The organism is Plantactinospora sonchi (assembly GCF_036422035.1).
Classification (GTDB): Bacteria; Actinomycetota; Actinomycetes; order Mycobacteriales; family Micromonosporaceae; genus Plantactinospora; species Plantactinospora sonchi.
The window spans coordinates 1-26333 of sequence record NZ_JAZGQK010000011.1 but is presented as its reverse complement, the minus strand read 5'-3'; the positions used below and the strand labels follow the sequence as shown (position 1 = coordinate 26333).

At 71.9% G+C, this 26333-nt stretch carries 25 protein-coding genes and 1 pseudogene; 14 read left to right on the top strand and 12 right to left on the bottom strand.

The features are described 5' to 3' along the window. Positions 1 to 99 precede the first annotated feature (99 nt). Entirely contained in the window at positions 100 to 1302 is a 1203-nt protein-coding gene (locus V1633_RS13245) for an Mrp/NBP35 family ATP-binding protein (RefSeq protein ID WP_331214576.1), read from the top strand. 21 nt (positions 1303 to 1323) lie between these two features. Here the strand turns inward: V1633_RS13245 and V1633_RS13240 are convergent, their stop codons facing one another. Then, complete coding sequence (locus V1633_RS13240) at positions 1324 to 1761, bottom strand: Sec-independent protein translocase family protein (RefSeq protein WP_331214575.1); 438 nt, start codon at positions 1759 to 1761, stop codon at positions 1324 to 1326. A 133-nt stretch (positions 1762 to 1894) separates the two neighbouring features. Continuing rightward, positions 1895 to 3223 (bottom strand): S1C family serine protease, encoded by a 1329-nt coding sequence (locus V1633_RS13235; RefSeq protein WP_407952008.1) that lies wholly within the window; start codon positions 3221 to 3223, stop codon positions 1895 to 1897. Positions 3224 to 3610: 387 nt separating this feature from the next. Here V1633_RS13235 and V1633_RS13230 point away from each other — a divergent pair, with 387 nt between their 5' ends. Then, on the top strand, positions 3611 to 4234 hold the full coding sequence (locus V1633_RS13230) for an O-methyltransferase (protein ID WP_331214574.1): 624 nt from the start codon (positions 3611 to 3613) through the stop codon (positions 4232 to 4234). A gap of 28 nt (positions 4235 to 4262) precedes the next feature. On the opposite strand, the gene V1633_RS13225 is transcribed toward V1633_RS13230, so the two are convergent. Further along, positions 4263 to 5687: a leucyl aminopeptidase gene (locus V1633_RS13225; RefSeq protein ID WP_407952012.1), complete on the bottom strand. Its 1425-nt coding sequence runs from the start codon at positions 5685 to 5687 to the stop codon at positions 4263 to 4265. 363 nt (positions 5688 to 6050) lie between these two features. Further along, entirely contained in the window at positions 6051 to 6218 is a 168-nt protein-coding gene (locus tag V1633_RS13220) for a DUF3117 domain-containing protein (RefSeq protein ID WP_007455245.1), read from the bottom strand. 190 nt (positions 6219 to 6408) lie between these two features. Here V1633_RS13220 and V1633_RS13215 point away from each other — a divergent pair, with 190 nt between their 5' ends. Together V1633_RS13215 and V1633_RS13210 are read left to right on the top strand one after the other, a co-directional pair. Continuing rightward, positions 6409 to 7233 carry a PaaX family transcriptional regulator gene (locus V1633_RS13215; RefSeq protein ID WP_331214572.1) on the top strand — a complete coding sequence of 275 codons (825 nt, stop codon included), beginning with the start codon at positions 6409 to 6411 and terminating at the stop codon, positions 7231 to 7233. Next, on the top strand, positions 7230 to 8018 hold the full coding sequence (locus V1633_RS13210; RefSeq protein ID WP_331214571.1) for an enoyl-CoA hydratase-related protein: 789 nt from the start codon (positions 7230 to 7232) through the stop codon (positions 8016 to 8018). Before V1633_RS13215 ends, V1633_RS13210 begins: the two co-directional genes overlap by 4 nt. A gap of 92 nt (positions 8019 to 8110) precedes the next feature. On the opposite strand, the gene V1633_RS13205 is transcribed toward V1633_RS13210, so the two are convergent. The 5 genes and pseudogenes from V1633_RS13205 to V1633_RS36965 all read right to left on the bottom strand — a co-directional run. Further along, positions 8111 to 8704, bottom strand: a complete 594-nt coding sequence (locus tag V1633_RS13205; RefSeq protein ID WP_331214570.1) for a hypothetical protein — start codon at positions 8702 to 8704, stop codon at positions 8111 to 8113. A gap of 30 nt (positions 8705 to 8734) precedes the next feature. Further along, positions 8735 to 9325 (bottom strand): DNA-3-methyladenine glycosylase I, encoded by a 591-nt coding sequence (locus V1633_RS13200; RefSeq protein ID WP_331214569.1) that lies wholly within the window; start codon positions 9323 to 9325, stop codon positions 8735 to 8737. Between the two features lie 37 nt (positions 9326 to 9362). Continuing rightward, positions 9363 to 9887 (bottom strand): SRPBCC family protein, encoded by a 525-nt coding sequence (locus V1633_RS13195; protein WP_407952007.1) that lies wholly within the window; start codon positions 9885 to 9887, stop codon positions 9363 to 9365. After that, on the bottom strand, positions 9884 to 10081 hold the full coding sequence (locus V1633_RS36970) for a hypothetical protein (RefSeq protein ID WP_407952006.1): 198 nt from the start codon (positions 10079 to 10081) through the stop codon (positions 9884 to 9886). The genes V1633_RS13195 and V1633_RS36970 overlap by 4 nt, the downstream gene beginning before the upstream one ends. Before the next feature lie 182 nt (positions 10082 to 10263). Beyond that, positions 10264 to 10822, bottom strand: a pseudogene (locus V1633_RS36965) (DivIVA domain-containing protein); the annotation flags it as partial. Positions 10823 to 10995: 173 nt separating this feature from the next. Between V1633_RS36965 and folP the strand changes: the two are divergent. Continuing rightward, positions 10996 to 11865, top strand: a complete 870-nt coding sequence (folP, locus tag V1633_RS13185; RefSeq protein ID WP_331214753.1) for a dihydropteroate synthase — start codon at positions 10996 to 10998, stop codon at positions 11863 to 11865. A gap of 335 nt (positions 11866 to 12200) precedes the next feature. On the opposite strand, the gene V1633_RS13180 is transcribed toward folP, so the two are convergent. After that, the gene (locus V1633_RS13180; RefSeq protein WP_331214568.1) at positions 12201 to 12581 is read right to left on the bottom strand and encodes an NADH-quinone oxidoreductase subunit A; all 381 of its coding nucleotides are present in this window, start codon (positions 12579 to 12581) and stop codon (positions 12201 to 12203) included. A gap of 349 nt (positions 12582 to 12930) precedes the next feature. Here V1633_RS13180 and V1633_RS13175 point away from each other — a divergent pair, with 349 nt between their 5' ends. From V1633_RS13175 to V1633_RS13155, 5 genes are all read left to right on the top strand, one after another. Then, positions 12931 to 14778 (top strand): 2-oxoacid:acceptor oxidoreductase subunit alpha, encoded by a 1848-nt coding sequence (locus V1633_RS13175; protein ID WP_331214567.1) that lies wholly within the window; start codon positions 12931 to 12933, stop codon positions 14776 to 14778. After that, the gene (locus V1633_RS13170; RefSeq protein WP_331214566.1) at positions 14771 to 15805 is read left to right on the top strand and encodes a 2-oxoacid:ferredoxin oxidoreductase subunit beta; all 1035 of its coding nucleotides are present in this window, start codon (positions 14771 to 14773) and stop codon (positions 15803 to 15805) included. Before V1633_RS13175 ends, V1633_RS13170 begins: the two co-directional genes overlap by 8 nt. A 4-nt stretch (positions 15806 to 15809) precedes the next feature. Beyond that, positions 15810 to 15968, top strand: a complete 159-nt coding sequence (locus V1633_RS13165) for a hypothetical protein (protein WP_331214565.1) — start codon at positions 15810 to 15812, stop codon at positions 15966 to 15968. 20 nt (positions 15969 to 15988) lie between these two features. Beyond that, a complete protein-coding gene (locus V1633_RS13160) occupies positions 15989 to 16648 on the top strand; it encodes a TetR/AcrR family transcriptional regulator (protein ID WP_331214564.1) in 660 nt (219 codons plus the stop codon). Positions 16649 to 16830: 182 nt separating this feature from the next. Then, positions 16831 to 18558: an SGNH/GDSL hydrolase family protein gene (locus V1633_RS13155; RefSeq protein ID WP_331214563.1), complete on the top strand. Its 1728-nt coding sequence runs from the start codon at positions 16831 to 16833 to the stop codon at positions 18556 to 18558. Between the two features lie 114 nt (positions 18559 to 18672). Here V1633_RS13155 and V1633_RS13150 read toward each other — a convergent pair whose 3' ends face one another. Beyond that, positions 18673 to 19698, bottom strand: a complete 1026-nt coding sequence (locus V1633_RS13150) for a potassium channel family protein (protein ID WP_331214562.1) — start codon at positions 19696 to 19698, stop codon at positions 18673 to 18675. A gap of 259 nt (positions 19699 to 19957) precedes the next feature. On the opposite strand from V1633_RS13150, the gene V1633_RS13145 reads away from it, so the two are divergent. The 3 genes from V1633_RS13145 to V1633_RS13135 all read left to right on the top strand — a co-directional run bounded on the left by V1633_RS13145 (position 19958) and on the right by V1633_RS13135 (position 22835). Further along, on the top strand, positions 19958 to 20203 hold the full coding sequence (locus V1633_RS13145) for a hypothetical protein (RefSeq protein ID WP_331214561.1): 246 nt from the start codon (positions 19958 to 19960) through the stop codon (positions 20201 to 20203). A gap of 208 nt (positions 20204 to 20411) precedes the next feature. Then, positions 20412 to 22091, top strand: a complete 1680-nt coding sequence (locus V1633_RS13140; RefSeq protein WP_331214560.1) for a glycoside hydrolase family 10 protein — start codon at positions 20412 to 20414, stop codon at positions 22089 to 22091. A 228-nt stretch (positions 22092 to 22319) separates the two neighbouring features. Next, positions 22320 to 22835 (top strand): MarR family winged helix-turn-helix transcriptional regulator, encoded by a 516-nt coding sequence (locus V1633_RS13135; protein WP_331214559.1) that lies wholly within the window; start codon positions 22320 to 22322, stop codon positions 22833 to 22835. 22 nt (positions 22836 to 22857) lie between these two features. Here the strand turns inward: V1633_RS13135 and V1633_RS13130 are convergent, their stop codons facing one another. After that, positions 22858 to 25173: an LLM class flavin-dependent oxidoreductase gene (locus V1633_RS13130; RefSeq protein ID WP_331214752.1), complete on the bottom strand. Its 2316-nt coding sequence runs from the start codon at positions 25171 to 25173 to the stop codon at positions 22858 to 22860. Positions 25174 to 25638: 465 nt separating this feature from the next. On the opposite strand from V1633_RS13130, the gene V1633_RS13125 reads away from it, so the two are divergent. Further along, a complete protein-coding gene (locus tag V1633_RS13125) occupies positions 25639 to 26187 on the top strand; it encodes a phospholipase (protein ID WP_331214558.1) in 549 nt (182 codons plus the stop codon). The last annotated feature ends 146 nt before the right edge of the window (positions 26188 to 26333 follow it).

Sequence of the window (26333 nt, the reverse complement as noted above, 5' to 3'; positions counted from 1 at the left end):
CATGGCGGACACCCGATCTGCCCGCCGTGCCGCATCTTTCCGCTCACCGTCGCCGTCCGCTCCGGTCGGCCGGGCGGCCAGACGACGTAGCATTGCGACATGTCTGCTCCCGCCGTACCCGGTCCCCAGGCTGCCGCGTCCGTACCTGGCCAGGACGCCCGGTCCACGAGTGCCGTCGAGGAGGCGGTGCAGGCCGCGCTGGCCACCGTCGACGATCCGGAGATCCGCCGACCGATCACCGACCTCGGCATGGTGCGCTCCGCCACGGTCGGCGCCGACGGCGTCGTACGGGTCGAGTTGCTGCTGACGGTCGCCGGTTGTCCGCTGCGGGACAAGCTGCGTACCGACATCACCGCCGCGGTCGCCGCTGTCCCCGGAGTGACCGGAGTCGAGATCGACTTCGGGGTGATGAGCCCGGAGCAGCGCCAGGCACTGCAGGCCCGACTCCGGGGCGGCACGGCCACCCAGGAACCCGTGATCCCGTTCGCCCAGCCGGGGACCCGGACCCGGGTCTACGCCATCGCCAGCGGCAAGGGCGGGGTCGGCAAGTCCAGCGTCACCGTCAACCTGGCCGCCGCGCTCGCCGCCAAGGGCCTCTCGGTGGGCGTCGTGGACGCGGACATCTACGGCCACTCCGTACCCCGGATGCTCGGCGTCGACGGCCGGCCGACCCGGGTCGAAGACATGATCATGCCGCCCCAGTCGCACGGAGTGAAGGTGATCTCGATCGGCATGTTCACCGACGGGAACGCCGCGGTCGTCTGGCGCGGCCCGATGCTGCACCGGGCGCTGCAGCAGTTCCTCGCCGACGTCTACTGGGGCGACCTGGACGTACTCCTGCTCGACCTGCCGCCGGGCACCGGCGACGTGGCCATCTCCGTGGCCCAGCTGCTGCCGAACGCGGAGATCCTGGTGGTGACCACCCCGCAGACCGCGGCCGCCGAGGTGGCCGAGCGGGCCGGCGCCATCGCCCTGCAGACCCACCAGCGCCTGATCGGCGTGGTGGAGAACATGTCGTGGCTGGAGCTGCCGGACGGCAGTCGGATGGAGGTCTTCGGCGCCGGTGGTGGCGCGACGGTCGCCGAGTCGCTCACCAAGGTCATCGGCGCCCAGGTGCCGCTGCTGGGCCAGGTCCCGCTGGACACCCGGGTCCGCGAGGCGGGTGACGCCGGCACGCCGGTCGTGCTGGCCGAGCCGGAGTCGCCGGCCGCCCGGGCGCTGTCCGCGATCGCCGACCGTCTCGCGGTCCGGCGTGAGTCGCTGGTCGGCAAGCCCCTCAGCCTCCGGCCCGCCGGCCGCTGACCGGCGGCCGGCCGGTCAGGGTCAGGTGGCGTCGAGGTCGAAGTTGCGGCGCTGCTGCGGTGCCGAGGACACCTCGGCACCGGTGGACGTCGAGGTCGGGCCGCCGCCACCGGTCGCCCGGATGTCGGCCGCCGAGGCGACGTCGTCGATCTCACGGTGCACGTCGGTGAGGTCGGAGCGGAGCTTCTCGTAGGCGCCCTGCAGCGGCTTCCGGATCGCCTGCTCGTCTTCCTCACTGAGCAGGTGCTTGCGGATGAAGGCCTTCGGGTGCAGGTCCTCGAGCTGGATGTCGGTACCCAGTTCCCGGCTCAGGTCGCCGGTGGCGTTCTGGGCCATGTTCCGCAGGCTGCGCAACATCCGCAGTCCATCGCTGATCACGTTCGGCAGTCGGTCGCCGAAGATCAACAAGGCGACCAGCAGCAGTGCACCGATCTCCCACCAGTTCAGGTTCTCGAACACGGACGCCTCCTCATGCGGACCAGGGCAAGAGTACGCACGGCGACGCCCTCAACGGGAGGGGGAGGCGGTGAACAGCAGGCGGCAGCAGGTGCGATCGCCCTGTCCACCGCCGCGCAACCACCACCGGTGCCGGCTACTTGGCGTCCGCGGCGAGGGTCACCGAGGCACCCTGGCGCTCCGAGCCGCGGCGGTACTCGACACTGACCACCGAACCCGGCGCGTACTTGCGGACCAGCGCGATCAGGTCGCTCGGCTCCTCCAGCGGCTTCCCGTCGAGTTTGAGCACCACGTCACCGGCGCGCAGACCGGCCTCGGCGGCCGGACCACCCGGATCGACCGAGGAGATCCGTACGCCGCCCGTACCGCCTGTCCGGGCGCCACCGACCTGTGCGCCGATCACCGTACGACGGGCCTTGCCGGTGTCGATGATCTCCTGGGCCAGCCGCTTGGCCTGGTTGATCGGGATGGCGAACGCCAGCCCCACGTTGCCGGCGGTCTCCTCGTCGGCCGCCGGGGTCTGGATCACCGAGTTGACTCCGATGACCCGCCCGCCCCCGTCCACCAACGGTCCGCCCGAGTTGCCCCGGTTCACCGCCGCGTCGGTCTGGATCGCCGCGTAGTAGCGCACCTGTCCGCCGGGCTCGCCGTTGCGGAACGTCCGGTCCAGGGCGCTGACGATGCCGGCGGTGACCGTGTTCGCCAACGACAGCGGCGTACCGAAGGCAAGCACCGGGTCGCCGACCGCGATCGCGTCGGAGTCACCGAACTCGACCGGCGTCAAACCGGTCCGGGACACCTTGATCACCGCGATGTCCGACTCGGGGTCCTTGCCGACCACCTCGGCCGGAGCGGTGGAGCCGTCGTTGAAGACGACGGTCGCGGAGTCGGCACCCGCGCCGACGACATGGTCGTTGGTGATCACGTAGCCGTCCTGGGTCACCACGAATCCGGAGCCGAGGCCCACTCCACCGCTGCCGCTCACCCGTACCGTGACGACACTCGGCAGCACCCGCTCGGCGACGCCGGCCACCGAGTCCGGCGGCCGTTGCGCGGTGGCCGGCGGCTCGGCGCCGGTGGACCCCAGCGCGGTCGTCCCGCCCGCGCCGCCACGCACCGCGAACGCGTAGCCGAGCGAGCCGCCGAGCGCACCGGCCAGCATCGCGGTGACCAGCGACACCAGGAAGAACGGCGCGAGTCCGCGACGCGGCGCGGCGTCCGGGTCGGTGACCGGTTCGGGCGCGGCCCCGCCGGCCGACGCGGCCGAGGCCTGCACCACCACCGCCGTCGGGGTTCCCGGGTTGCGCCACGGGTCGTGCAACGCGTCCGACCACCACGGTGACGTTGCCGGATCCGGCGCGCCGGTGGGCACCGCCCGCGCGCCGACTGTCGGGCTCGACGACGGTGGGGCGTACCCCGGCGTCGCGGTCCCATCGGGCTGGCGCCAGTTCCAGCCGTCCGTCACGTTCGATGCCTCCCAGTCCGTCCCGGCCCGGACACCGCAGAGCGCGGGCGACCGCCTCCGGCCGCAGCGTCCGGGTTCCGCATCCAGGATCGCACGGATGGCTGAATACCGGTCATCGGTTCTCCGGGCCGTGCGGCCCCGGCGGCACGCCCCTGCCGATCACGTACCACGACCTCTTAGGCTCATACCCGCGACCAGCCCGCCCGGTCGCCGCCGTGCCCCCGATTCCCGCCCCGCCGCGCCAGCCACGCCCGACCGACACCGCGCCGATCCGCCGCACCGATCGCACCGCCGCCCAGCGCCCCGCTGCCGCCCGCGACACCAACACCCCGCCCCGCTTCCGCCCGGAGGTGCCCCATCGCCACGGTCGCCCGGTCAGTCAGCACGATGACCTCTCAAGCACTCCAGTTCGCCGAGGCGTACGTCGCCGAGGATCTTGTCCTGCGCACCGCGCGCAGCCTGGCCATCGAGGTCGGGCTCGACGCGGTCACCCCCGGAGTCGGCGCCACGCTGCGGCTGCTGGCCGCCGCCGGCAGCGCGCGGGCGGTGGTGGAGATCGGTACCGGCACCGGGGTGAGCGGACTCTGGCTGCTGCGCGGCATGCGCGCCGACGGCATCCTGACCACGATCGACGTGGAGACCGAACACCAGCGGATCGCCCGCCGGATCTTCCAGGAGGCGGGTTTCCCGTCCGGGCGTACCCGGATCATCACCGGGCGGGCGCTGGACGTGCTGCCCCGGCTCGCCGACGGCGCCTACGACCTGATCTTCGTGGACTCGGAGGTGGCCGAGTACAGCGCCTGCGTCGACGCCGCGCTACGGCTGCTGCGGCCCGGCGGCATGCTCGTACTGCACGGCGCGCTCGCCGCCGGGCGGATCGGCGACCCGGCGGCCCGCGACGTGGAGACGGTGACCGTACGGGAGGTGGTCAAGGCGATCCGCGAGTCGGAGGAGTGGACGCCGGCCCTGCTGCCCACCGGGGAGGGCCTGCTGGTCGCGGTGAAACGCTGAGCGGCGGCCGGGCAGCCGTCGGCCCCGGTCAGTCGGCCTGCTCGGCCAACCAGCGCAACAGCGTACGGACGCCCCAGCCGGTGGCGCCCTTGACCAGCTCGGCGTCGTGGCCGTCCGCCCAGGACGGCGCCGACATGTCCACGTGCACCCAGCGGTCGCGCAGTTCCCCGGTGAACTCCCGGAGGAACAGCGCGGCGGTCACCGAACCGGCACCCTGGTTCGGTGAGCTGTGCAGGTCGGCGATCTCGCTGCCCAGGTGTTCGGTGTAGTCCGCCGTCAGCGGCATCCGCCAGGCCCGCTCACCCGCGGCACCGGCGGCCGACAGCACCGCCTCCGCCAGCTCGTTGTTCTCGCTGTAGAGCGCGGCCGTACGCTTGCCGAGCGCGACCGAGTTCGCCCCGGTGAGGGTCGCCAGGTCGACGAGGAGGTCCGGCGCGAGCCGCTCCACCGCGTACGCCATGGCGTCGGCGAGGACCAGTCGGCCCTCGGCGTCGGTGTTGGTGCTCTCGCTGGTGACCCCGCCGTAGTGCCGGATCACGTCACCGGGCCGGTACGCCGCACCGCTGACCATGTTCTCGGCGAGCGGCGCCAGCGCGGTCACCCGGATCGGCAGGTTCAGTGCGGCGGCGCCGAGCGTCGCCGCCACCACGGCGGCCGCGCCACCCATGTCCTTGCGCATCAGCTTCATGCCCTCGCGCGGCTTGATCACGATGCCGCCGGTGTCGAAGGTGATGCCCTTGCCGACCAGGACGACGTGCCGCCGAGGGTCCGTCGGCCGCCAGCTCAGCTCGACCAGCCGCGGTCCCCGGGGCGATCCGCCGCCGACCGCGAGGAGGCCGCCGAAACCCTCGGCCGCGAGCCGGTCCGGTTCCCGTACCTCGACGGTCAGCCCGGGACGGCCGGCGGCGGTCGTGACCACCTGCTCGGCGAACCAGGCCGGGCTCTTGACCGAGGAGGGCATGTTGGTCAGGTCCCGGGCGAACCAGGTCGACTCAGCGACAACCCGGGCGGTCTCCAGCGCCGCCCGGTGACGCTCCGGGTCGGCGACCGCGAGGATCACCTCGACGAGTCCGGAGGCGCCGTCGCCGACGTCCTCCCGACCGGCTGCGGCGTCGGTCGTCCCGTTCCGGTCCGCCGGCGCCCGGAACCGGTACGACGCGAGCCACAGCCCTTCGGCGAGTCCGCGTACGGCGTCCGGATCAGCATCGACCGGAATCGCTAAAGTGATCGAACTCTCACGTGTGGCATTCCGGGCGAGGGCCGCTCCGGCGGAACGCCAACCGGCCTCGTCGCCGTCGCCGACGCCCACCAGGAACAGCCGGCCCGGGCTGAGCGACGGTCGGATCGACCGGTGCACGGCGCCGGCGCGACCGGGACGGTCGAGGTACGGGAGCAGCGCCGTCGCCTCGGCGGCCAGCTCGGCGGTCAGCGCCGGCCCGGTCGACCCGAACAGGCTCGCCGTCGCCGGACCGTCCGCCGCCTGGTCAGCCCCGGCCGCTCCCTGGTCAAGCCCGCCCGCTCCCTGGTCAGCCCCGCCCGCGGCGGTTCCACCCGCCGACGCCTGACCGGCACCGGTCGGGCTGTCGACCAGCCGGACGGGCAGGGCCAGGGCGTCGCCCCCGCCAGGTTCGACTTCCAGACGGATCGACAGCACGCCGACGTACCCCCAAGACGATGATGGATGGACCGTGCCGCCGGGCCCGGTGGTGACCGGTACGCCCGACATCACGACCCTGGGCCACCGGCGGTGCCGGTGGCCCAGGGTTTGATGAACTTCCCCGGGTGTCACGTGCCGCCCGGAGGGGTTGTCGTTCGCTCAGCCGGCGGCGGCCTTCAGCGCGTCACCGAGCGCGTTGGCCTCGTCGGGAGTCATCTCGACGACGAGCCGGCCACCACCCTCCAGCGGAACCCGCATGACGATGCCCCGGCCCTCCTTGGTGACTTCCAGCGGACCGTCGCCCGTCCGCGGCTTCATCGCCGCCATCTCGTCTCCCCTCAGACCTTCACCAGGGTCGGTGGGTTGCCCCACATCCTTGTCGCCAGCATCACCGCGCTCAAGGCCCGCGGTGCCGACCAACGATTTTCCCTGATGAACACCGCCGGACCCAAACCGAACCGGCACTGATGTAACAGCATCTAGCTTATCTTGAGAAGGGGTGTCACAATGTGCGGTCATGCAGGCACGGTCGGCACTCTTCGACCTGTATGGGGACTACCTCCGGTCCCGGGGTGGTCGGGCGCCAGTCTCCGCCCTGGTCAAACTACTCTCCCCGCTCGGTATCGCCGCGCCCGCGGTCCGTACCGCGGTTTCCCGGATGGTCCGACAGGGCTGGTTGCACCCGCTCCGACTCACCTCCGGACCGGGATATCTACTGACCCCGAGGGCGGCGCGCCGGCTCGACGACGCCGCCGCACGGATCTACCGGACGACCAAGATCGGCTGGGACGGCCGCTTCGACCTGCTCGTCCTGGAGGCACCGACCAACCGCCGCGAACGGCAACGTCTCGCCGCCCACCTCGCCTACCTCGGCTACGGCCGACTCGACGAGCAGAGCTGGGTCGCCACCCGGGCCGGCGAGGACGTCGACGGCCTGCTCACCGAGGCCGGTGTGCGGTACGAACGGTTCACCGCCGCGCACGCGGCCGGCACCCCGGGCGCGATGGCGGTGGTCCGTCGGGCCTGGAACCTCGACGAGATCGCGAACGCCTACCAGCAGTTCGTCGCCCGGCAGCGCCCACTGCTCGCCGCGGTGACGGTCCGCAGCGGCGACCAGGAGGCGTACGCCGCCCGGTTCCGGCTCGTGCACGCATGGCGTACCTTCCTCTTCCGGGACCCGCAACTGCCCCCCGCCCTGCTGCCCGAGCGGTGGCCGGGGACCAGCGCGGCGGCGTTCTTCGACCGGCACGCGGCCCGACTCCGCCCGGCCGCCGATCGATTCGTCGAGCAGTGCCTCGACGGCGCCAACCGGGTCGCCCGACAGAAGGGTGCACGCACGTGACCGACTCGCTGCTCGTCGACCGCGCCGATGCCGTGGTGACGCTGACGCTCAACCGCCCGGACGCGATGAACGCGCTGGACGTGCCGCTGAAGGAGGCGTTGCGCGAGAAGCTCGCCGAGTTGGAGCACGACAGGTCCTGTCGCGCGGTGGTGCTCGCCGGTGCCGGCACGGCCTTCTGCGCCGGCCAGGACCTGCGGGAACACGCCTCGACGCTGGAGGCCGGCAACCCCGACCCGCTGGACACCGTACGGACGCACTACAACCCGATCGCGGCCCGACTGGCCAGCCTCCCCAAGCCGGTGATCGCGGCGGTGCACGGCATGGCCGCCGGCGCGGGCGCCTCGTTGGCCTTCCTCGCCGACTTCCGGATCGGCGGGCCACGGACCAGTTTCCTGCTGGCCTTCGCCAGGGTCGGACTGGCCGCCGACACCGGCGCCTCCTGGTCGCTGCCCCGGCTCGTCGGCCACGCCAAGGCGGTCGAGCTGCTGATGCTCGCCGAGCCGGTACCGGCCGAGGAGGCGCACCGGCTCGGCCTGCTGACCCGGCTGGTCGACGACGAGCAGGTGCTCGACACCGCCCAGGAGCTGGCCGCCCGACTCGCGGCCGGCCCGACGGTGGCGTACGGGGCGATCAAGCGTCAGCTCTCGATCGGCGACGCCAGCACCCTCTCGGAGGCGCTGGCGGCGGAGGCCACCGCGCAGACCATCTGCGGGAGGACCGCGGACCACCGGGCCGCCACCGCCGCGTTCGTGGCGAAGCGCCGGCCGACCTTCGACGGGCGGTAGTCCGGAGGCGGCACCGGCTGTCGGCTATCCGACAGTCGGCCGGCGGGATCCGGTCGCGCCCGAAACCGCTCCGGCAGCCGGCCGGAACCGCCTCAGTCGTCCTCCTCCGGGTCCTGGTTCGCCTCAACGCCGAGCACGTACGCCCGCATCGCGAGTTCGTCGTCGGCCGGCGAAACGAAGGTGGGCAGTTCCCGGGGCCCCAGCTCCCGCAGGTAGGACCAGAACACCCGGACCGCCTCCGCCGACGAGGCCGCCTCGATCGGCATGTGCAGGCTGACCAGCCAGTCCCGTCGACCCGGGGTCGGCCCGACCCGCCCGGCCAGCTCGCGGTAGAGCGCCGGGTCGATCGGGGTGACCGGGCCGTCGAGGGTGAGCCGGTCGGCCGGGACCGGCGCGTCGAACACCTGACGGGTGTACGTCACCGCGAGCGCGGTCGTCTCCACCGGACCCGACTGCGGGTCGTCCGGATCCCGCTCACCGACACCGTCGGTGCTCACCACCCGGCCGAGTGCGACGACCAGCGGCGGCTCCTCGTCGCGTACCACCAGGACCGGGTCACCGGGACCGGGGCGGGAGCCACCGTTCAGTCCGGTCAACTCCAGGGTGTCGTGGTGGAAGAGTCGCTCGGTCTCGTACCGCTCGCCGGGGATGACAACCGCCCAGGCCCCGACACTCCGCCCGCTCACACCCGCTCCCTGCGCCGCACGCTCATTCCGTTATCCCATCACGGCCACGGCCGGCGGCTTCACGTGGCAGCCGTCGAGATGGTCGTCGACCATCCCGGTGGCCTGCATCAGCGCGTACGCGGTGGTGGGGCCGACGAACCGGAAACCCCGCCGCTTGAGCGCCTTGGCCATCGCGGTCGACTCGGGGGTCACCGCGGGCACCTCGGCGGCGGACCGGGGCCGCGCCGGCCGTGCGGTGGGCGCGAAGGACCAGAGCAGGGTCGCCAACCCGTCCGGCAGCTCCAGGGCGGCCCGGGCGTTGGCGACGGCGGCTTCGATCTTGGCCCGGTTCCGGACGATCCCCGCGTCGGCCAGCAACCGGGCCACGTCGGGCTCGCCGTACCCGGCGACGGTCGCCAGGTCGAAGTCGGCGAAGGCGGCCCGGAACGCCGGCCGTTTGCGGAGGATGGTCAGCCAGGAGAGCCCGGACTGGAACGCCTCCAGGGTCAGCCGTTCGTAGAGTTCGCCGTCGCCGTGCAGCGGCCGACCCCACTCCTCGTCGTGGTAGGTCGCGTAGTCCGGGGTGCTCGCGCCCCAACCACACCGGCCCAGGCCGTCCGCGCCGATCACCAGATCTGTCACGTGGTCAACGGTAGCCAGCCGGACTCCCGGCGGCCCGTCACGGCAGCCGGCCCCGTTCCACCAGTCGGGCGAACCGCTTCAACGCCTGGGTGAGGCCGACCTTCGACCCCGGCCAGAGCACCGGCCAGGCGACCCGGCCGGCGGCACCACCCGGCAGGTGGAACCACTCGTGCCAGACCACCTGGGTACGGTCCCGGTCCATCTGGGTGCAGCGCAGCACACCCGGGCCGCGCAGCAGCCGACCGCAGTGCACCACCCGCACCTCGTACGGCGGGTCGAACCGGATCACCCGCATCTCGTCGCGGAGCACCGCCGGCCCGACCGTGGTGACCGCCTCCACCAGGCTGCCCTCACCGCCGTCGCCCTCGACCAGTCGGACCCGGGTGAACGGGATCCACTCGCCCTGCCGCTCCCAGGCGGTCAGCGCGGCGAAGACCCGGGGCGCCGGGGCGGCGACGATGACCGTCGCGGTGACCTCGCCAGCACCGGGCCGGGCCACCGCGGCGAACTCGTCGCCTCCCGCGTCGGGGCCCTCAGGACCGGTACGCCCGTCGGCGCTCACGCCCGCTCCGGACGTCCCACCGGTCCGTCCGCCTCCGCCGCCGCACCGCTCACCACCGGCCCCTCCGCCCGCACCGCCGCACCACTCTCCACCGGCCCGTCCGTCCCCGTCGGCCGGTCGTCCTCGCCCTTGGCCGTACCCGGACGGATCCGCTCGGTCGGCGCCGCCAGATCACCGTCCTCGGCCTCGATCACCGATCCCCCGGGCCGCACCGGCCGGGTCGGCCCCGCCAACTCCTCGTCCCCACGCACCGACTCCGCCGGCTCACCCGCGCGTACCCGCTGGGTCGGCTCCGCCACCTCGTCCTCGTCCACCCGGCCGTTCTCGGGGTGGTCGTCGCCGGCCCCGCCAGCGCCGGTCCGGCCCGGCTGCTCGACCTCGGTGACGGACGGGTCGGGCCCGGAGAACGTCCCCACGGCGTCGGACGGTCCGTTCGGCGCCGGACCGGTCGCGTCAGACGGTCCGTTCGGCGCCGGACCGGTCGAGGCAGGGGCGCCGACGCCAGCACCCGTACCGGTCGGCGGCACGAACGGGTTGGCAGCGGTCGACTCCTCGGCGACGCCCCCACCCGCCGGGACGAGCGCCGCCTCCCGGGCCCGCCGCAACCCGTCGGCCTCGCTCATCCGCCCCTCGCGCAGCGCGGTGACCTCGGCCTGGAGGACGCCGATCAACTCGTCCTTGTAACCGATGTCGTACGCCGCCCGGCGCAGTGCCTGGTCGACCTGGACCATCCGGTACCCCCGCAGCGCGGTGTCGAAGCGGACCGCGCCGACGTCGGACTCCTGGAGCGGCCGGTTTCCGGGCAGCGGCACCGCCCGGCCGTCCGGTTCCGCATCGGCGAGTCCCGCGTCGGAGCCGGTCACCAGCACCGTCACACCGAAGACCACCGCCGCGACGGTCAACGCCACGACCAAGAGGAGCAGTACCTGACCCATCCGCCGATCGTGGCATGACTACGCGGCCCGGGCGACCCCGCCACCCCGCTCATTCTTCGACAGTCGTCACCGTGCGAACCGGTCCGCCGCCGGGCACACCGCCCACCCGGCATCCGACCAGCACCGCCGACTACCGTCACCAGGGCAGCGGACCAACCGTGGGAGTGTGGTGGATGGCGGACGTGCTCAGGCTCGGACGACGCAGTTTCGGGCCCGGGGACCTCGTCGTGATGGCGATCGTGAACCGTACGCCCGACTCGTTCTTCGACCGGGGCGCCACGTTCGCGGCGGACACCGCACTGCGCGCCGTCGAGCGGGCGGTCGCCGAGGGCGCCGAGATCATCGACATCGGCGGGGTCAAGGCGGGTCCCGGGGACGAGGTCGACGTGGCGGAGGAGATCCGTCGTACGGTGGAGATCATCGCCGCCGTCCGGGCCGCCTTCCCCGACGTGGTCATCTCGATCGACACCTGGCGGGCACCGGTCGCCGTGGAGGCGATCGCCGCTGGCGCGGACCTGCTCAACGACACCTGGTCGGGCGCGGACCCGACACTCGCCGAGGTCGCCGCGGCCACCGGGGTCGGGCTGCTCTGCTCGCACGCCGGTGGGCTGACCCCCCGAACCCGTCCCCACCGGGCGGCCTTCGACGACGTGGTGGCCGACGTGGTCGCGACGGTCACCGGGCTCGCCGACCGGGCGGTCCGGCTCGGGGTACGCCCCGACGGCATCCTGATCGACCCCGCGCACGACTTCGGCAAGAACACCTGGCACTCGCTGGAGGTCACCCGACGCCTGACCGAGCTGGTCGAGACCGGCTGGCCGGTGCTGGTGGCCCTCTCCAACAAGGACTTCATCGGGGAGACCCTCGACCTGCCGGTCGGAGAGCGTCTGGAGGGCACCCTGGCGGCGACCGCCGTCTCCGCCTGGCTCGGGGCCCGGGTCTTCCGGGCCCACCAGGTCCGGCCGACCCGACGGGTGCTGGACATGGTCGCCTCGGTCCGGGGCGACCGACCACCCACGGTGACCCGCCGCGGCCTCGCCTGACCAACCCGACAAGCCACCCGGCGCCGCCGCAGCCCGACGGACCACAGGTCACGGCTGGAACCGGGTGACCCGACCCAGCCCGACCTGACCAGCCCCACGGACCAGGCGTCACGGCTGGAACCCGGTGACCCGACCCAGCCCGACCTGACCAGCCCCACGGACCAGGCGTCACGGCTGGAACCCGGTGACCCGACCCAGCCCGACCTGACCAGCCCCACGGACCAGGCGTCACGGCTGGGGCCGGGTGACCCGCGACGGGATCAAGCCTGACCGCCCAGAGCGGGGCACCCGGCCCCAGCCCCAGCCCAGAACGGCCCAGCCCCAGAACGGCCCGGCTACCGGGTCCAACGGAGGATGTTCTTGCGCCAGGCGTAGAGGATGCCGAGGGCGAGCACGCCGACGAAGATCGCCATCTCGACCACGGTCGTCACGCCGAACCCTGGCCGGTCGAACACCACCGCCCAGGGGAAGAGGAAGACCGCCTCGACCGCGAAGAGCACGTACAGGTAGGCGTAGACGTAGTAGCGGATCTGCATCTGCGCCCAGTCGCTGCCGACCGGGTCGAGGCCGCATTCGTAACTGGCCCGTTTTCCGGGTGGGTCGGCGGGCCGTGACGGGCGGAGCAGCCGGTTGGCGGAGAACGCCCCGACGAAGACCAGCACGCTGGCGAGCAGCAACAGCCCCAGCGTCGCGTACGACCCCAGGTATCCGGTCACGTCGGTAGCCTACCGGCCGGTCTGGGACCCGTACCGCGTGGCAATCCTCTTCTGTCCGGTTTCCGCCTGACAGAATCCGCCGTCACGTGTTCGGTGATCTGGATTACCACGTGCCATTCGGGGAGGGACGAATGCGTGCCAATGCCCCCAGGACCGTGTCCCAACCGCCGGACCTTGGGTCAGGATCAGGTAACGATCGACGTAGGCTCAGGTGGTAGGACTGGAGCGGGTCCGGCCCCCACCACCGCCAACCCGCGACCGGCGCTCAAGGAGGACGCGTGACCGAGCAAGGCGAGGTCACCCCGGAGCTCAGCCCGCCCGACCGGGCCGAGCGAAACGAGGTGTGACAGTGAGCAAGCAGGTCCGGCAACTGGACCGGGTCGTCATCCGGTTCGCCGGTGACTCCGGCGACGGTATGCAGCTCACCGGGGACCGATTCACGTCGGAGACCGCCCAGCTGGGCAACGACATCTCGACGCTGCCCAACTTCCCCGCCGAGATCCGTGCCCCCGCCGGCACCCTGCCCGGGGTGTCGAGTTTCCAGGTGCACTTCGCGGACTACGACATCCTCACCCCGGGCGACGCGCCCAACGTCCTGGTCGCGATGAACCCGGCCGCGCTCAAGGCCAACCTGACCGACCTGCCGCGCGGTGCCGACATCATCGTCAACACCGACGAGTTCAGCCGACGCAACCTCGCCAAGGTCGGCTACCAGGCCAATCCGCTCGAGGACGGCTCGCTGGACGGCTACGCGCTGCACCCGGTCGCGTTGACCTCGATGACCGTACGCGCCCTGGCCGAGTACGACGTCTCGAAGAAGGACGCCGAGCGGGCGAAGAACATGTTCGCGCTCGGTCTGCTCTCCTGGATGTACTCCCGGCCGTACGAGTCGACGATCCGCTTCCTGGAGCGCAAGTTCGCGGCCCGGCCGGAGCTGGTCGCGGCGAACACCGCCGCCTTCAAGGCCGGCTGGAACTTCGGCGAGACCACCGAGGACTTCGCGGTCCGGTACGAGGTCAAGCCGGCCAAGATGCCGCCGGGGACGTACCGCAACATCACCGGCAACGCGGCGCTGTCGCTCGGCCTCGTCGCCGCCGGGGTCCGGTCCGGACTGCCGGTCTTCCTCGGCGCGTACCCGATCACCCCGGCCTCGGACATCCTGCACGAGCTGAGCAAGCACAAGCGGTTCGGTGTCACCACCGTGCAGGCCGAGGACGAGATCGCGGCGATCGGCGCGGCACTCGGCGCGTCGTACGGTGGCGCGCTCGGCGTCACCACCACCTCGGGTCCCGGTGTCGCCCTCAAGGGTGAGACCATCTCGCTGGCCGTGGCGTTGGAGTTGCCGCTGGTCATCGTCGACGTGCAGCGGGCCGGCCCGTCCACCGGTATGCCGACCAAGACCGAGCAGGCCGACCTGAACATGGCGCTGTTCGGCCGGCACGGTGAGGCACCGGTCGCGGTGATCGCGCCACGTTCGCCGTCCGACTGCTTCTACGCCGCCCTGGAGGCGGCCCGGATCGCGCTGACCCACCGCACGCCGGTGATCCTGCTGTCCGACAACTACGTGGCGAACGGTTCCGAGCCCTGGCTGCTGCCGGAGGTCGACTCCCTGCCCGACCTGCGGGTGGAGTTCGCCGACGCGCCGAACGGCGAGGACGGCACGACGTTCCTGCCGTACCTGCGCGACCCGGAGACGTTGGCCCGGCCGTGGGCGATCCCCGGCACGCCGGGGCTGGAGCACCGGATCGGCGGTCTGGAGAAGGCCGACAAGACCGGCGACATCTCGTACGACCCGGCGAACCACGACTTCATGGTGCGGACCCGGGCGGCCCGGATCGAAGCGGTCAGGGTGCCGGACGTCGAGGTGGAGGACCCGGACGGCGAGGCCCGGGTACTGGTGCTCGGGTGGGGTTCGACGTACGGGCCGATCGGTGCCGCCTGCCGTGGGCTGCGGCAGCGCGGGCTGCACGTCGCCCAGGCGCACCTGCGGCACCTGGCGCCGCTGCCGGCGAACCTCGGTGAGGTGCTGGCCCGTTACGAGCGGGTGGTGATCCCCGAGATGAACCTCGGCCAGCTCGCCCACGTGATCCGGGCCCGTTACCTGGTCGACGCGATCAGCTACAACCAGGTCCGGGGCCTGCCGTTCACCGCCACCGAGCTGGAGACCATGCTGGAAGAGGTCGTGAAGAATGCCTGAGCCCGTCGCTGTCAAGCTCACCGCCAAGGACTTCAAGTCCGACCAGGAGGTGCGCTGGTGCCCCGGCTGCGGTGACTACGCGATCCTGGCCGCGGTGCAGTCGTTCATGCCTGAGCTGCAGATTCCCCGGGAGCGGATCGTCTTCGTCTCCGGCATCGGCTGCTCGTCGCGGTTCCCGTACTACATGAACACGTACGGGCTGCACTCGATCCACGGTCGGGCGCCGGCGATCGCGACCGGCCTGTCGGTCTCCCGGCCGGACCTGTCGGTCTGGGTGGTGACCGGTGACGGTGACGCGCTGTCGATCGGCGGCAACCACCTGATCCACGCCCTGCGCCGGAACGTCAACCTGAAGATCCTGCTCTTCAACAACCGGATCTACGGGCTGACCAAGGGCCAGTACTCGCCCACCTCGGAGGTCGGCAAGGTCACCAAGTCGACTCCGGTGGGTTCGGCGGACTCGCCGTTCAATCCGCTGTCGTTGGCGTTGGGCGCGGAGGCGAGCTTCGTGGCCCGCACCATCGACTCGGACCGCAAGCACCTGCAGTCGGTGCTGCGCGCCGCCGCCGAGCACCAGGGTTCGGCGTTCGTGGAGATCTACCAGAACTGCAACATCTTCAACGACGGCGCCTTCGACGCGTTGAAGGAGCCGGCGACCCGGGACGACTACCTGATCCGGTTGGAGCACGGTCAGCCGATCACGTTCGGCTCCGAGGGGCAGTTCTGCGTGGTGCACCCGCCGGGCGGGTTCGGCCTGGAGGTACGCCGTACCGCGGACGTACCGGCGGCGGAGATCGTGGTGCACGACGCGACGGTGGCCGAGCCGGCGTACGCCTTCGCGCTGTCCCGGCTGCCGGGCTTCGCGCTGCGCAACACCCCGATCGGGATCTTCCGCAACGTCGAACGCCCCACCTACGACAGCGTGGTGCAGGGGCAGTTGGAATCGGCCCGGGCGAAGGCCACCGGCACTCCGGACGAGCAGCTCGCCGGGCTGCTCAACAGTGGTGACACCTGGACGATCCTGTAGTCCGGTGCCGATCAGCGTCCACCCGTACGACGTCGGCCGGCTCGTCACCCTCGGTGGCGGGCCGGCCGGTCCGACGGCGGTGCACGGCCGGACGATGCCGGCGCGGGCCGGCCGGACCGGTCCGTCGGCGGTGTGGGACACCGGGATCGGCGTTCCGAAGTGACCTGCGCAGGGGAGGCATAGGTGTCCCCGCGCTCTGAGCGGACCAATCGTGAGCTGCGCCGGACGTCGCAGGAACGGATCCTGGCCGCCGCGTTGGAGGTCTTCGCCGAACAGGGCTACGAGAACGCGACGATCTCGCAGATCACCGAGCGGGCCGGGGTGTCCCGCGGTCTGATCTCCTATTACTTCGCCACGAAGCAGGAGCTGCTGCGGGCGATTCTCGCCCGGTGGTTGGACGGCATGCTGACCATGTTGGACGACCTGGCGGTGGACGGTCCTCCGGACGAGCTGCTGGCGGCCGTCATCGACCGTGCGCTGGTCGGGGCGAGCAACCAGCTCGGCACCCAGCGGCTGGTGCTCTGCCTGATGCTGCAACCCGGCACCCGTCCGGTGTACGCGCAGGTCGAACGGGACCGGGCGGACGCGATGCGGGCCTTCGAGGACCGGCTCCGGGACATCTTCGAGGCCCGGGGGGCGGTCGATCCGGCGGTGGAGGAGGCGCTGCTGCGCAGTGTCCTCGAAGGCGTGCTGTTCAAGCTCGCCGTGTACGAGAGCGGTTATCCGCTGGCCGCGGTCCGGGCCCGCCTCTACGCCCTGTACGACCTCGGGGCGCCCACCCCGCTGCCGTTGCCGGCGGACGCCTTCGGTGAGTCCGGCCGGTTACGGGCACCGCTGGACTGACCGGCCCCTCCCGGCGGCGGCCTTCGGCACCGGGAGCTGACGCCGGGCAGTGACGGCGTGGCGTCCGGCGAGCGGGGTCCGACAGGGCATTGACATCGCCTGATCTTGGTTTCTACGCTGGTGGCCTATGTACTGGATGGCCGTCCAGTCAATGGTTCTTCCAAGGGGAGGACAGCACCCTCATGCCAAGAAGATGGGGCGTACCCCGTCCGCCAGCGGACACCGCCCGACGACCCGCCCGATCCCGCCGAGCCCGGGCCGCCGTCCTGGCGGTCGCGGCCGGCCTGGTCGGCACGCTGATCGTCGCCTCGCCCGGGCTCGCCATACCGCCGACACCGGACGTGCCGATCGGCGAGGAACCACCGCCTCCACCGCCCACCCGACCGGCCCTGATACCGGCCCCCGGCACCCTGGAGAAACTGGCCGAACTCGCCGAGCAGGTGGCCTGTCCGAGTGGCAACGGGCCGGTCGCGCCCTGGCAGGGCACCGCCGGAGTGACGCCGCGGCCGCAGCAGCGGGTGGTCCGGATCGTCATCGTCGGCGACTCGTACATGTCCGGCGAGGGCGCCGGTGACTACCTGAACAAGCGCGGCGTCATTCCACCGCCGTACGTCCGCGGACCCGTCAACACCGCGCCGTTGCCGGCGCCCGGCTACACCCAGGAGGACTACAACGCGGACTGGCGGCACCGGTCCCGGCACGCCGCCGCCCTGCTCGCGATCGACGAACTGCGCAAGGCGAACCCGGACGTGGTCTTCGACGTCGTCTTCAACGCCTCCTCCGGTGCGGAGACCAAGCACTTCTGGACCGCCCAGTCGGACGAGGGCCGCAACAACCCGCCCCAGAACGCCGGCATCAACAACCAGACGAACCTGGTGGTCGTCGGGATGGGCGGCAACGACGCCGGCTTCGGTCCACTGGTCGAGCACGCCCTGCGCCACAACGACCAGGCGGGCCTGCAGAGCCTGGCGGCCCAGCGGACGGCGTTGCTGAACCCACGGACCGACGACGTCGAGTGGGCGGACGCCAACTCGGCCCAGCCGGCCAGCCTGGTCTCCCGCTACATCAAGATGGTCCGGGCCATCCACACCCAGGGTCCGAACACCCGGGTCATGATGGTCACCTATCCCCAGGGGCTGACCCGGCGGGACATCGCCGACGGGGTCATGGGCGTGTTGCTGGCGGGCTACGAGTACGAGGTACTGGTCAAGCTCGCCCCGCAGATCTCGGACGCGATCCGCCGGGCCCAGCAGATTCTGACCAGCAAGGGCGTCCAGGTCGACCTGCTCGACATCCGCAACGCGTTCGCCGGGCACACGCTCGGCACCGACGACCCCTGGGTCAACGGGCTGGTCTACCAGACGGGGAGCGGGTCGCTGTTCAACAGGCTGCAGGAGACGGCGCATCCGAACCGCAGAGGCACCCAGGCGCTCTCCGCGCACTACGCCAAGATGATCGCGACCGAACTCGGCGTACGGCCACCGCCGACCGGGGCCCGCCCCAACGGCGGCGTCACCCAGCCCTGCCGGCCCGGTCTGCCACCACCCTCGACCGGCGGCGGTGGCAGCGGCAGTGGCGGTGGGGGCTCCGGCAGTGGCGGCGGCGGCTCCGGCGGCGGCGGAAGCCCCGGCACCCCGCCGGGTGGCGGTCCCCCTCCCGGCGGCGGGGACTACCCCGGCCCGGGCGTACCCCCGCCGGGCGGTGACGACGGCGACTCCGGGGACAACGGCTGGGGCGACATCGACCCGATCGCCCCGACCGACCCGCAGGATCCGTACATCCCGGACGGGCTGGAGGGGCCGTTCCCGACGCTCCCCACCAATCCCAACTACGGGAACGGCGGTGAGCCCCCGATGGACGCACCGCTGCCGGACGCGAACGTCAACTACGGACCCGGCTGGAAGAACTGAGTGTGTCGAGGCGGCGTCCGGCTCCGGCCGGGCGCCGCCTCCCGCTCTCCGGGGACCGCCCGGCCGCCGCCCCGGTTCGGCGCGGCCGAGGCCCGGTGCGTACCCATCGGCGCGTCAGCGGCCCGGGTCGGAGCTGCTCCCGTTACGGGCCCGGTCGTCGCGGACGTACACCAGCATGTCGCCGGTCTCGATCGCGGTCGCCGCCTGGTCGGCGAGCGACACCACCTTGCCGCGCCGGACCAGCGCGATGACCAGCGCCTGCAACTGTCGCGGCGAGACACCGACCTCGTCCCGGGTGGCCGAGCGCATGGCCAGCGCCATGCCCTGGCCGGGCGTCAGCAGGTCCTCGACCACGTCGATCAGCGGCGGGGCCGAGGTGGAGACGCCCAGCAGGCGTCCGGCGGTCGCCGAGGAGACGATGACGTGGTGGGCACCGCTCTGTCGCAGCAGCGGCGCGTTCTCCGCCTCCCGGGCGGCGGCGATGATCCGGACCTGTCCGGCGGTGAGCTGCCGTACGGTGAGGGTCACCAGCACCGAGACCTCGTCGCTGTCGGTCGCGATGATGACCGACTTCGCGCCCTTGACGTGGGCCTCGTTGAGCACCGCCGACCGGGTCGCGTTTCCCTCCACCACGACCAGACCGGCCGAGGTGGCCTGCCGGACCGCCGCCGGGTTGCGTTCGACGACGATGATCCGCTGCTTGTCGAAGCCCGTCTCGAGCAGGGCGGAGATGGCGCTGCGGCCCTTGGTGCCATAGCCGCAGATGATGACGTGGTCCTTCACGGTCCTCCTCCACCGCGTCAAGCGGAGGTTGGTGCGGTACTGCTCGGTCAGGACTTCCAGGGTGGTGCCGACCAGGATGATCAGGAAGAGCACCCGGGCCGGCGTGACCACCAGTACGTTGATCAGCCGGGCGCTCTGGTCCACCGGGGTGATGTCGCCGTATCCGGTGGTGGAGAGCGACACCACCGTGTAGTAGAAGCAGTCGAGCAGGGTCAGCCCGTCTTCGTTGACGTCGCGGTAGCCGTCCCGGTCGAGGTAGACCACGGCGACGATCAACAGTACGAGCCCGATCGCCGCGAACAGCCGCCGGCTCAACGCCCGCAGCGGCCCCTGGGATATGGCGGGAAAATGGATCACTGCCTACCCCGCCTCATCGCGTCCCCCCGCCCGCACGCCCACAACATAGCCCGGATCATCGCACCGGTCGCCCCGTCGTACCGGATCGGGCTGAGCGATTGTGCTGCGGCTTGCGCCGGTTGCGGTGCATCGGGGGCAAATTTTGATTAGATAGATTGCGCTGGGTACGGCCGGATATGCAGGCTGTCACCTCAGATGCGGTCACCCCGCGATCGATATTCCCCGCGCCCGCCCATCTCCCATGCCCGCTGGAGGTGCCGTGACCACGCTGCCCGCCGTTCCCGACCTGGCCCCGGGAACCATACTTGAGCTGCACAAAGAGGACTGGCGGTACGGTGGCCGCCCGCTGCGGCTACGGGTCGGGGAGGTACGACACGACCTCTCGCACTACTACCGGGACGAGTGGATCTGGCTCGTCGGCGACGATCTCGACGAGAGCGGTGCGTCGCAGGGGCGGATCGAGGCTCTGGTGAAGGTCACGGCTCTGGCGGCCCGGGTCGACTGATCCACCGACGGTGATCGGGCTGGCGGGCGGCGATCACCGGACGGCATCACCAGGCAGCGATCACCGGGCACGGGTCGTTCGAGGGTTGCGCGCGGCGCGCCGGGTGTGAAAATTTCCTTCCAGCGACAGAAGGCCGTTGGTACAAACCGCCGACGGTCGGTCCGCCGCACCTCACCCCCGAGACGGATCCCACCGAAGGGACCACCCCATGAAGCCATATCGGCTCAGGGCCACCGGGCTGGCCGTAGCACTGCTCGGTTCGCTCGTCGCCGCCCTCCCCGGGAACGCCGCCGCCTCCCCCGCCAGCACCACCCCGGCGTCCGACACCAGCCCGGCGACCATCGCGGGCACCGACTGCCCGACGAACCCGGCCACGCCCAAGCGCCAGTTCCGGGCGATGTGGATCGCCAGCGTGGTCAACATCGACTGGCCGACGAAGGCGTCGCACACCGCACCGGACCGGGTCGCGGCCCAGAAGGCGGAGTACACCGGCTGGCTCGACCTGGCCCAGCGACTCCACCACAACGCGGTGGTGGTGCAGGTCCGGCCGACCGCCGACGCCTTCTGGCCGTCGCCGTACGAGCCGTGGTCGGAGTACCTGACCGGGGTACGCGGCCAGGATCCCGGCTGGGACCCGTTGGCGTACCTGGTGGACGAGGCGCACAAGCGGAACCTCGAGTTCCACGCCTGGTTCAACCCGTACCGGATCTCCATGCCGGACGGTGCCGGTGCGGACGTCGGCAAGCTGGCCCCCGGGCACCCGGTCCGCGAGCACCCGGACTGGGCCGTCGCCTACCCGGTCAACGCCGCCGGCTCCCGGCTCTACTACAACCCGGGCATTCCCGAGGTACGTCAGTTCGTGCAGACCGCGATGATGGACGCGGTCACCCGGTACGACATCGACGGGGTGCACTTCGACGACTACTTCTACCCCTATCCGGTGGCCGGGCAGGACTTCGCCGACCAGGCCACCTTCGAGCGGTACGGTGCCGGCTTCGCCAGCAGGGCGGACTGGCGGCGGCACAACATCGACCTGCTGGTCCAGGAGATGGGTCAGCGGATCAAGGCGGCCAAGCCGTGGGTGAAGTTCGGGGTGAGCCCGTTCGGCATCTGGCGGAACAGGGCGGCGGACCCGCTCGGCTCGGACACCAACGGCACCCAGTCGTACGACGCCAACTTCGCCGACACCCGGAAGTGGGTGAAGGAGGAGTGGATCGACTACATCGTGCCGCAGGTCTACTGGAACATCGGCCTCGCGGTGGCCGACTACGCCAAGCTCGTACCGTGGTGGGCTGACGTGGTGGCCGGCACCGACGTGCAGCTCTACATCGGACAGGCCGACTACAAGATCGGCGACCCGGCGCAGCCGGCGGCGTGGCAGGACCCGGCGGAGATGTCCCGGCACCTGACGCTCAACCGGGAGCACCCGGAGGTCGCCGGAAACGTGCACTTCAGCGCGGTACAGGTGCGCGCCAACCGGCTCGGTGCCACCGATCTCTACGCCGCCGAGCACTACTCCCGGCCGGCGCTGGTGCCGACCATGACCCACCTGAGGGCGAAGCCGCTGATGTTCCCGGTGCTGACCGGGGCGACGCGGCAGGCCGAGGGGGTGGCGTTGCGGTGGCGGCAGCCGGTCGACGGGGTCGGGCCGTTCGGCGAGGCCACGTCGTACGCGGTCTACCGGTTCGACGGGCTCAGCCTGCCCGGCGAGTGCGGCTTCGCCGACGCGGGTCAGCTGATCGCCACGGTCCGGGCCACCGGCGGCGCGGTGCAGTCGTACCTGGACGGGACGGCCGAGCCGGGACGGCGCTACAGCTACTACGTGACCGCGGTGGACCGGCTGGCCAACGAGAGCCGCCCCAGCCCGCCGCAGTTCGTGCTCCGCTGACCCGCCCTCCTGCGGGCGGGGACCCCGGCGCTCCCCGGCGGCGGTCTCCGAACCGTCTCCCCGGCGGTGGACGACCACCGTCGGGGAGACGCCGGCGGTGGACGACCACCGTCAGGGAGGCCCGGCGCCGGGCCTCCCGGGTGACACCGCCCCATCCGGGTTGCACAGCACAACGTTCTGTACGTCAACCCATCTTATGATCAATATATCGCCTGCTAGGGTCGAAACATGTCCGCCGCCGAACCCTGCGACCTGCCGGCCGACCGCAGCCGAGGTTCGAACTTCGGCTGGTCCCTCGGCATGGTGCTGCGACGCTGGACCGAGTACGTCGAGGAGACCCTGAAGGACCTGCCCCACGGCAGCCGCGGCTACCACATCCTGGCCGTGGTCGTACACGAAGAGGTGCCGACCCAGGGTGCCCTGGCGTCCCGCCTGGTGATCGACCGCAGTGTCCTCACGTACGTCATCGACGACCTGGAGAACGCCGGACTGATCGAGCGGCGGTTGGACCCGCGCGACCGGCGCGCCCGGCGGATCGTCGCCACCGAGCACGGCCGGCGGGTGCTCGCCGACGCCGAACGGCGGGTCGCCCACGCCGAGGACCACGTCCTGGGCGGGTTGCCCGAAGAGCAGCGGGCCGCCTTCCGCGACTTCGCCGAACGCGCCGCCGAGGCGATCCACGCCTCGGCGCCCGGCACGGATCCGTGCGCCGCGGTGACCGACGTCCTCCCCCCGACCGACTGACAACGTCGCGCCCGCTCCCCCGTCAGCCGTTCCCGGCACCGCTGTCCGCCCCGCCGGCCTGCGGGGTGGCAGGTGCCGGCGGGATGGGGAAGTTGCGGTTGAAGACGTTGTCCGGGTCGTACGTCGCCTTGACGGCGCGCAACCGGCTGAGGGTGGGCTCGGGAAAGGCGTCCAGCAGCCGCTCGGGAGCGGTGTCGGACTCGAAGCTGAGGTACATGCCGTCGAGGTGCCCGTACAGGTCGGCCCAGTGCTTGTCCAGTTGGGGCCGACGCTCCGCGACGGTGGCGGCGAGCACCGAGAAGTTCTGGTCCCGGTGCGGGTAGGCGGTCGCGTCGCGGGCGATGTCGTTCACCGCGCCGCCGACGGAACGGAACTGCATGATCATCACGTCACCGGAACGGATCATGCCGGCCATGACGTCCGCCGCCGCCTCGGTGATGTGGTGCAGCAGCCCGCTGTGGCTGTCCGACAGCCCCTGGCCCCGGTGCTGGTTCCCGGGCGGCGCCACGATCGCCGCGTACGGTGCGAGCTGGGCCTGCTGGTCGAGGACCGGTCCGATCTCCAGGAACGGGGTCAGCGCGGACTGCGCCGCCTCGACGTCGTCACCGGCGTGAACGAGGGTGACCTGGGCCGTCGGCGGATTGCCGCGCCGGCCGGGGAACAGGGAGAGGAAGCTGGTGACCTCCCGTGGCGCGTCCTCGACGAGCCGACCCCAACGCCGCAGTACCCCGGCGGTGTCGGTCGCGTCGACGACGAGGCGGGCGAAGACGACGTTGTCGACCTCGTCCGCCTCCAGTTCGAGGGCGGTGACGACGCCGAAGTTGCCGCCGGCGCCCCGGATCGCCCAGAACAACTCGGGGTGGTGCTGCCCGTCGACGCGGAGCAGACTGCCGTCCGCGGTGACGATCTCGGCGGCGACGACGTGGTCGATGGTCAGGCCGTACCTGCGGACCAGGTAGCCGATGCCGGCGGTGGTGGCGAGGCCACCCACACCCACGTCGCCGTAGTCGCCGGAGCTCATGGCCAGGCCGTACGGGGCGAGGGCCTGGGCGACGTGGCCCCAGCGGGCTCCCGGCTCCAGGCGGATCCGGCGGCTGGCCCGGTCGAGCACCTCGACCCTGTTCATCGCGGACATGTCGATGACGATCCCGCCGTCGTTCGTCGACCGGCCGCTGATGCCGTGCCCGCCGCTGCGTACCGAGAGCGGGACGTCCTGCGTCCGTGCGTAGGTCACGGCGTCGGCCACCTCGGCGGCGTTCTGCGGGCGGATCACCAGGGCCGGTGAGCCCGGCCAGCTGTGGCTGTGCCGCACCCGTTCGTACTCCCGGTCGCCGGGTTCGACGGTCCGGGTCGCCAGTGACGCGGGCAGGGCGTCGTAGTCGACGCCGGGCCGGCGCTCGGCCAGGGTGACCGCCGACCGGACGGGTCCGGTGGCGGTCCCGCTCCCCCGACGCTCCCTGGCGACGGCCTTCCGCAGGGCGGGCGCGATCTCCTGCCCGAAGGTCTGGATGAGGCGTGGGTCGTCGCGGCCGATCAGGAAGGCGCTGAACCCCTCCTCCAGCACCATCGGGAGGAGCTGCTCGACCCACTGCTCGGGCGGTCCCTGCAGGAAGCCGCGGCCGTCCGCCGACAGGTCCACCTGGAACAGGTTGAGCAGCCGGCGGATCCGCCGGGGGTCGCGTCCGGCCTCGACCGCCGCCTCGTCGATGAGCCGGTTGGCGGTGACCCGGTCCGGAGACCGGAGATACTCCAGGGTCGGCAGCCAGCCGTCGGCGGTCTGGCCGGTCAGTGCGAGCATGCGGGGCTGGTAGGCGCCGAGCCAGATGTTGATGTCGTGCGCCGGCGCCGGGCCACGCCGCATACCCGGAACCGGGTAGTACCGTCCCTCCCGCCGCAGCGGTCCGGAGGCGGTCTCGTCCCAGACACCGCGCAGGATGTCGATCGCCTCGCGCAGCGCCGCGACGCCCTGTCCCGGGCTCAGCCGACGGCCGCCCATGCCCTCGACGCCGGCCCAGAACGCGCCCGCGCCGAGCCCGAGTTCGAACCGGCCGTGGGACAGCCGGTCCAGGCTCGCCGCCGCCCGGGCCAGTACGGCCGGCGGGCGCAGCGGCAGGTTCAGCACGTTCGCCGAGACCCGCAGCCGCTCCGTACGGGCGGCGACCCAGCTCAGCAGCGTCCAGGTGTCCAGGAACCCGGGGTTGTACGGATGGTCCTGGAAGGTGGCGAGGTCCAGGCCCGCCGCCTCGGTCAGCTCAGCCAGCGCCACCACCCGGTCGGGGTCGTTGGCGTCCGGCGTGAGGAACGTCCCGAACAGGAGTTCGTGGCCGTAGTCGGGCATCGCTTTCACTCCACACTCATTGTTGATCAACATTTGATCTGTCGGGCCAATGTTTTGTTGAACAACACATATCGGCCCGGGGTCATTCCCCCCGGGCCCCAGGCGGGGTGTACGCGGGACCGACGGGACACCGGTGCGGCTGGCGACGGCACGACGGGGCACCGGTTGGCCGCGACGGCACAGCGGCGGCAGCGGGCGGCCGCAGCGGCACGGCGGGCGACCAGGTGGGCCACAGCAGCGCGGCGAAGGCAGCGGGTGGGCCGGCGGCCGCCCGGGGCGCGATGCCACCGGCAGCCTGGGCGCATTCGCCTGTTTTCACGCCTGTCAACGAAAATAAAGGTCGGGTAGAGATCGGCGGGCGACGATTCCCCGAGACTGTTGCCACCTAGATCACCTAGCCGGTGACAGCTCCGTCCCGCTCCAGGCACCCCCACGAGGGCTGCCCCTGCAACCGGAGGTACCCCCATGTCCCGTCGCCTGCTCACCGCGTTGGCGGCCAGCGCGTTCGCCGTACTCGCGGTCCTCGGCACCGCCTCACCCGCCGCCGCCGTCACCCAGCAGGAGAAGCTCGCCGTTCTGTCCAGCTGGACCCAGACCAGCGCCAGCAGCTACAACGCCTGGAACTCGGCCCGGACCAACCAGGCCCCCTGGGCCGAGTACGGCTTCAACTGGACCACCGACTACTGCTCGTCGAGCCCGGACAACCCCCTCGGGTTCACCTTCGAACTCTCCTGCTACCGGCACGACTTCGGCTACCGCAACTACAAGGCGGTGAGCCAGTTCGAGGCCAACAAGGACCGGCTGGACAGCGCCTTCTACGAGGACCTGAAGCGGGTCTGCGGGACGTACAACGTGTTTGTCCGGCCGGCCTGCCTCAGCCTGGCGTGGACGTACTACCAGGCGGTACGGGCGTTCGGCTCGCTGGTCATCAGCGACGCGGACCTGGAGCGGGCCGCGAAGCTGAAGGCCGACGGTGAGCGGCGCGCCGCCGCGGCGGCCGCCGCGAACCGCTGAACGACCGCACTGCCGCGGTCCCCTCAGGACGTGACACGGCTCGCCGAGGTCACATCCTGGCGGGGCGAGACATCCCGGTCGGGGGGGGCGCCGGCCCCCCCCCGCCCCCCCCCCGCGCCCCGCCCCCCCCCCCCCCCCCCCCCCCC

Excerpts from the sequence above, each read along its gene's own strand:
- V1633_RS13245 (WP_331214576.1), top strand. The coding sequence starts at position 100 with ATGTCTGCTCCCGCCGTACCCGGTCCCCAGGCTGCCGCGTCCGTACCT.
- V1633_RS13230 (WP_331214574.1), top strand. The coding sequence starts at position 3,611 with ATGACCTCTCAAGCACTCCAGTTCGCCGAGGCGTACGTCGCCGAGGAT.
- V1633_RS13220 (WP_007455245.1), bottom strand. The coding sequence starts at position 6,218 with ATGGCGGCGATGAAGCCGCGGACGGGCGACGGTCCGCTGGAAGTCACC.
- V1633_RS13215 (WP_331214572.1), top strand. The coding sequence starts at position 6,409 with ATGCAGGCACGGTCGGCACTCTTCGACCTGTATGGGGACTACCTCCGG.
- folP (WP_331214753.1), top strand. The coding sequence starts at position 10,996 with ATGGCGGACGTGCTCAGGCTCGGACGACGCAGTTTCGGGCCCGGGGAC.
- V1633_RS13170 (WP_331214566.1), top strand. The coding sequence starts at position 14,771 with ATGCCTGAGCCCGTCGCTGTCAAGCTCACCGCCAAGGACTTCAAGTCC.
- V1633_RS13155 (WP_331214563.1), top strand. The coding sequence starts at position 16,831 with ATGCCAAGAAGATGGGGCGTACCCCGTCCGCCAGCGGACACCGCCCGA.
- V1633_RS13140 (WP_331214560.1), top strand. The coding sequence starts at position 20,412 with ATGAAGCCATATCGGCTCAGGGCCACCGGGCTGGCCGTAGCACTGCTC.
- V1633_RS13135 (WP_331214559.1), top strand. The coding sequence starts at position 22,320 with ATGTCCGCCGCCGAACCCTGCGACCTGCCGGCCGACCGCAGCCGAGGT.
- V1633_RS13130 (WP_331214752.1), bottom strand. The coding sequence starts at position 25,173 with ATGCCCGACTACGGCCACGAACTCCTGTTCGGGACGTTCCTCACGCCG.
- V1633_RS13125 (WP_331214558.1), top strand. The coding sequence starts at position 25,639 with ATGTCCCGTCGCCTGCTCACCGCGTTGGCGGCCAGCGCGTTCGCCGTA.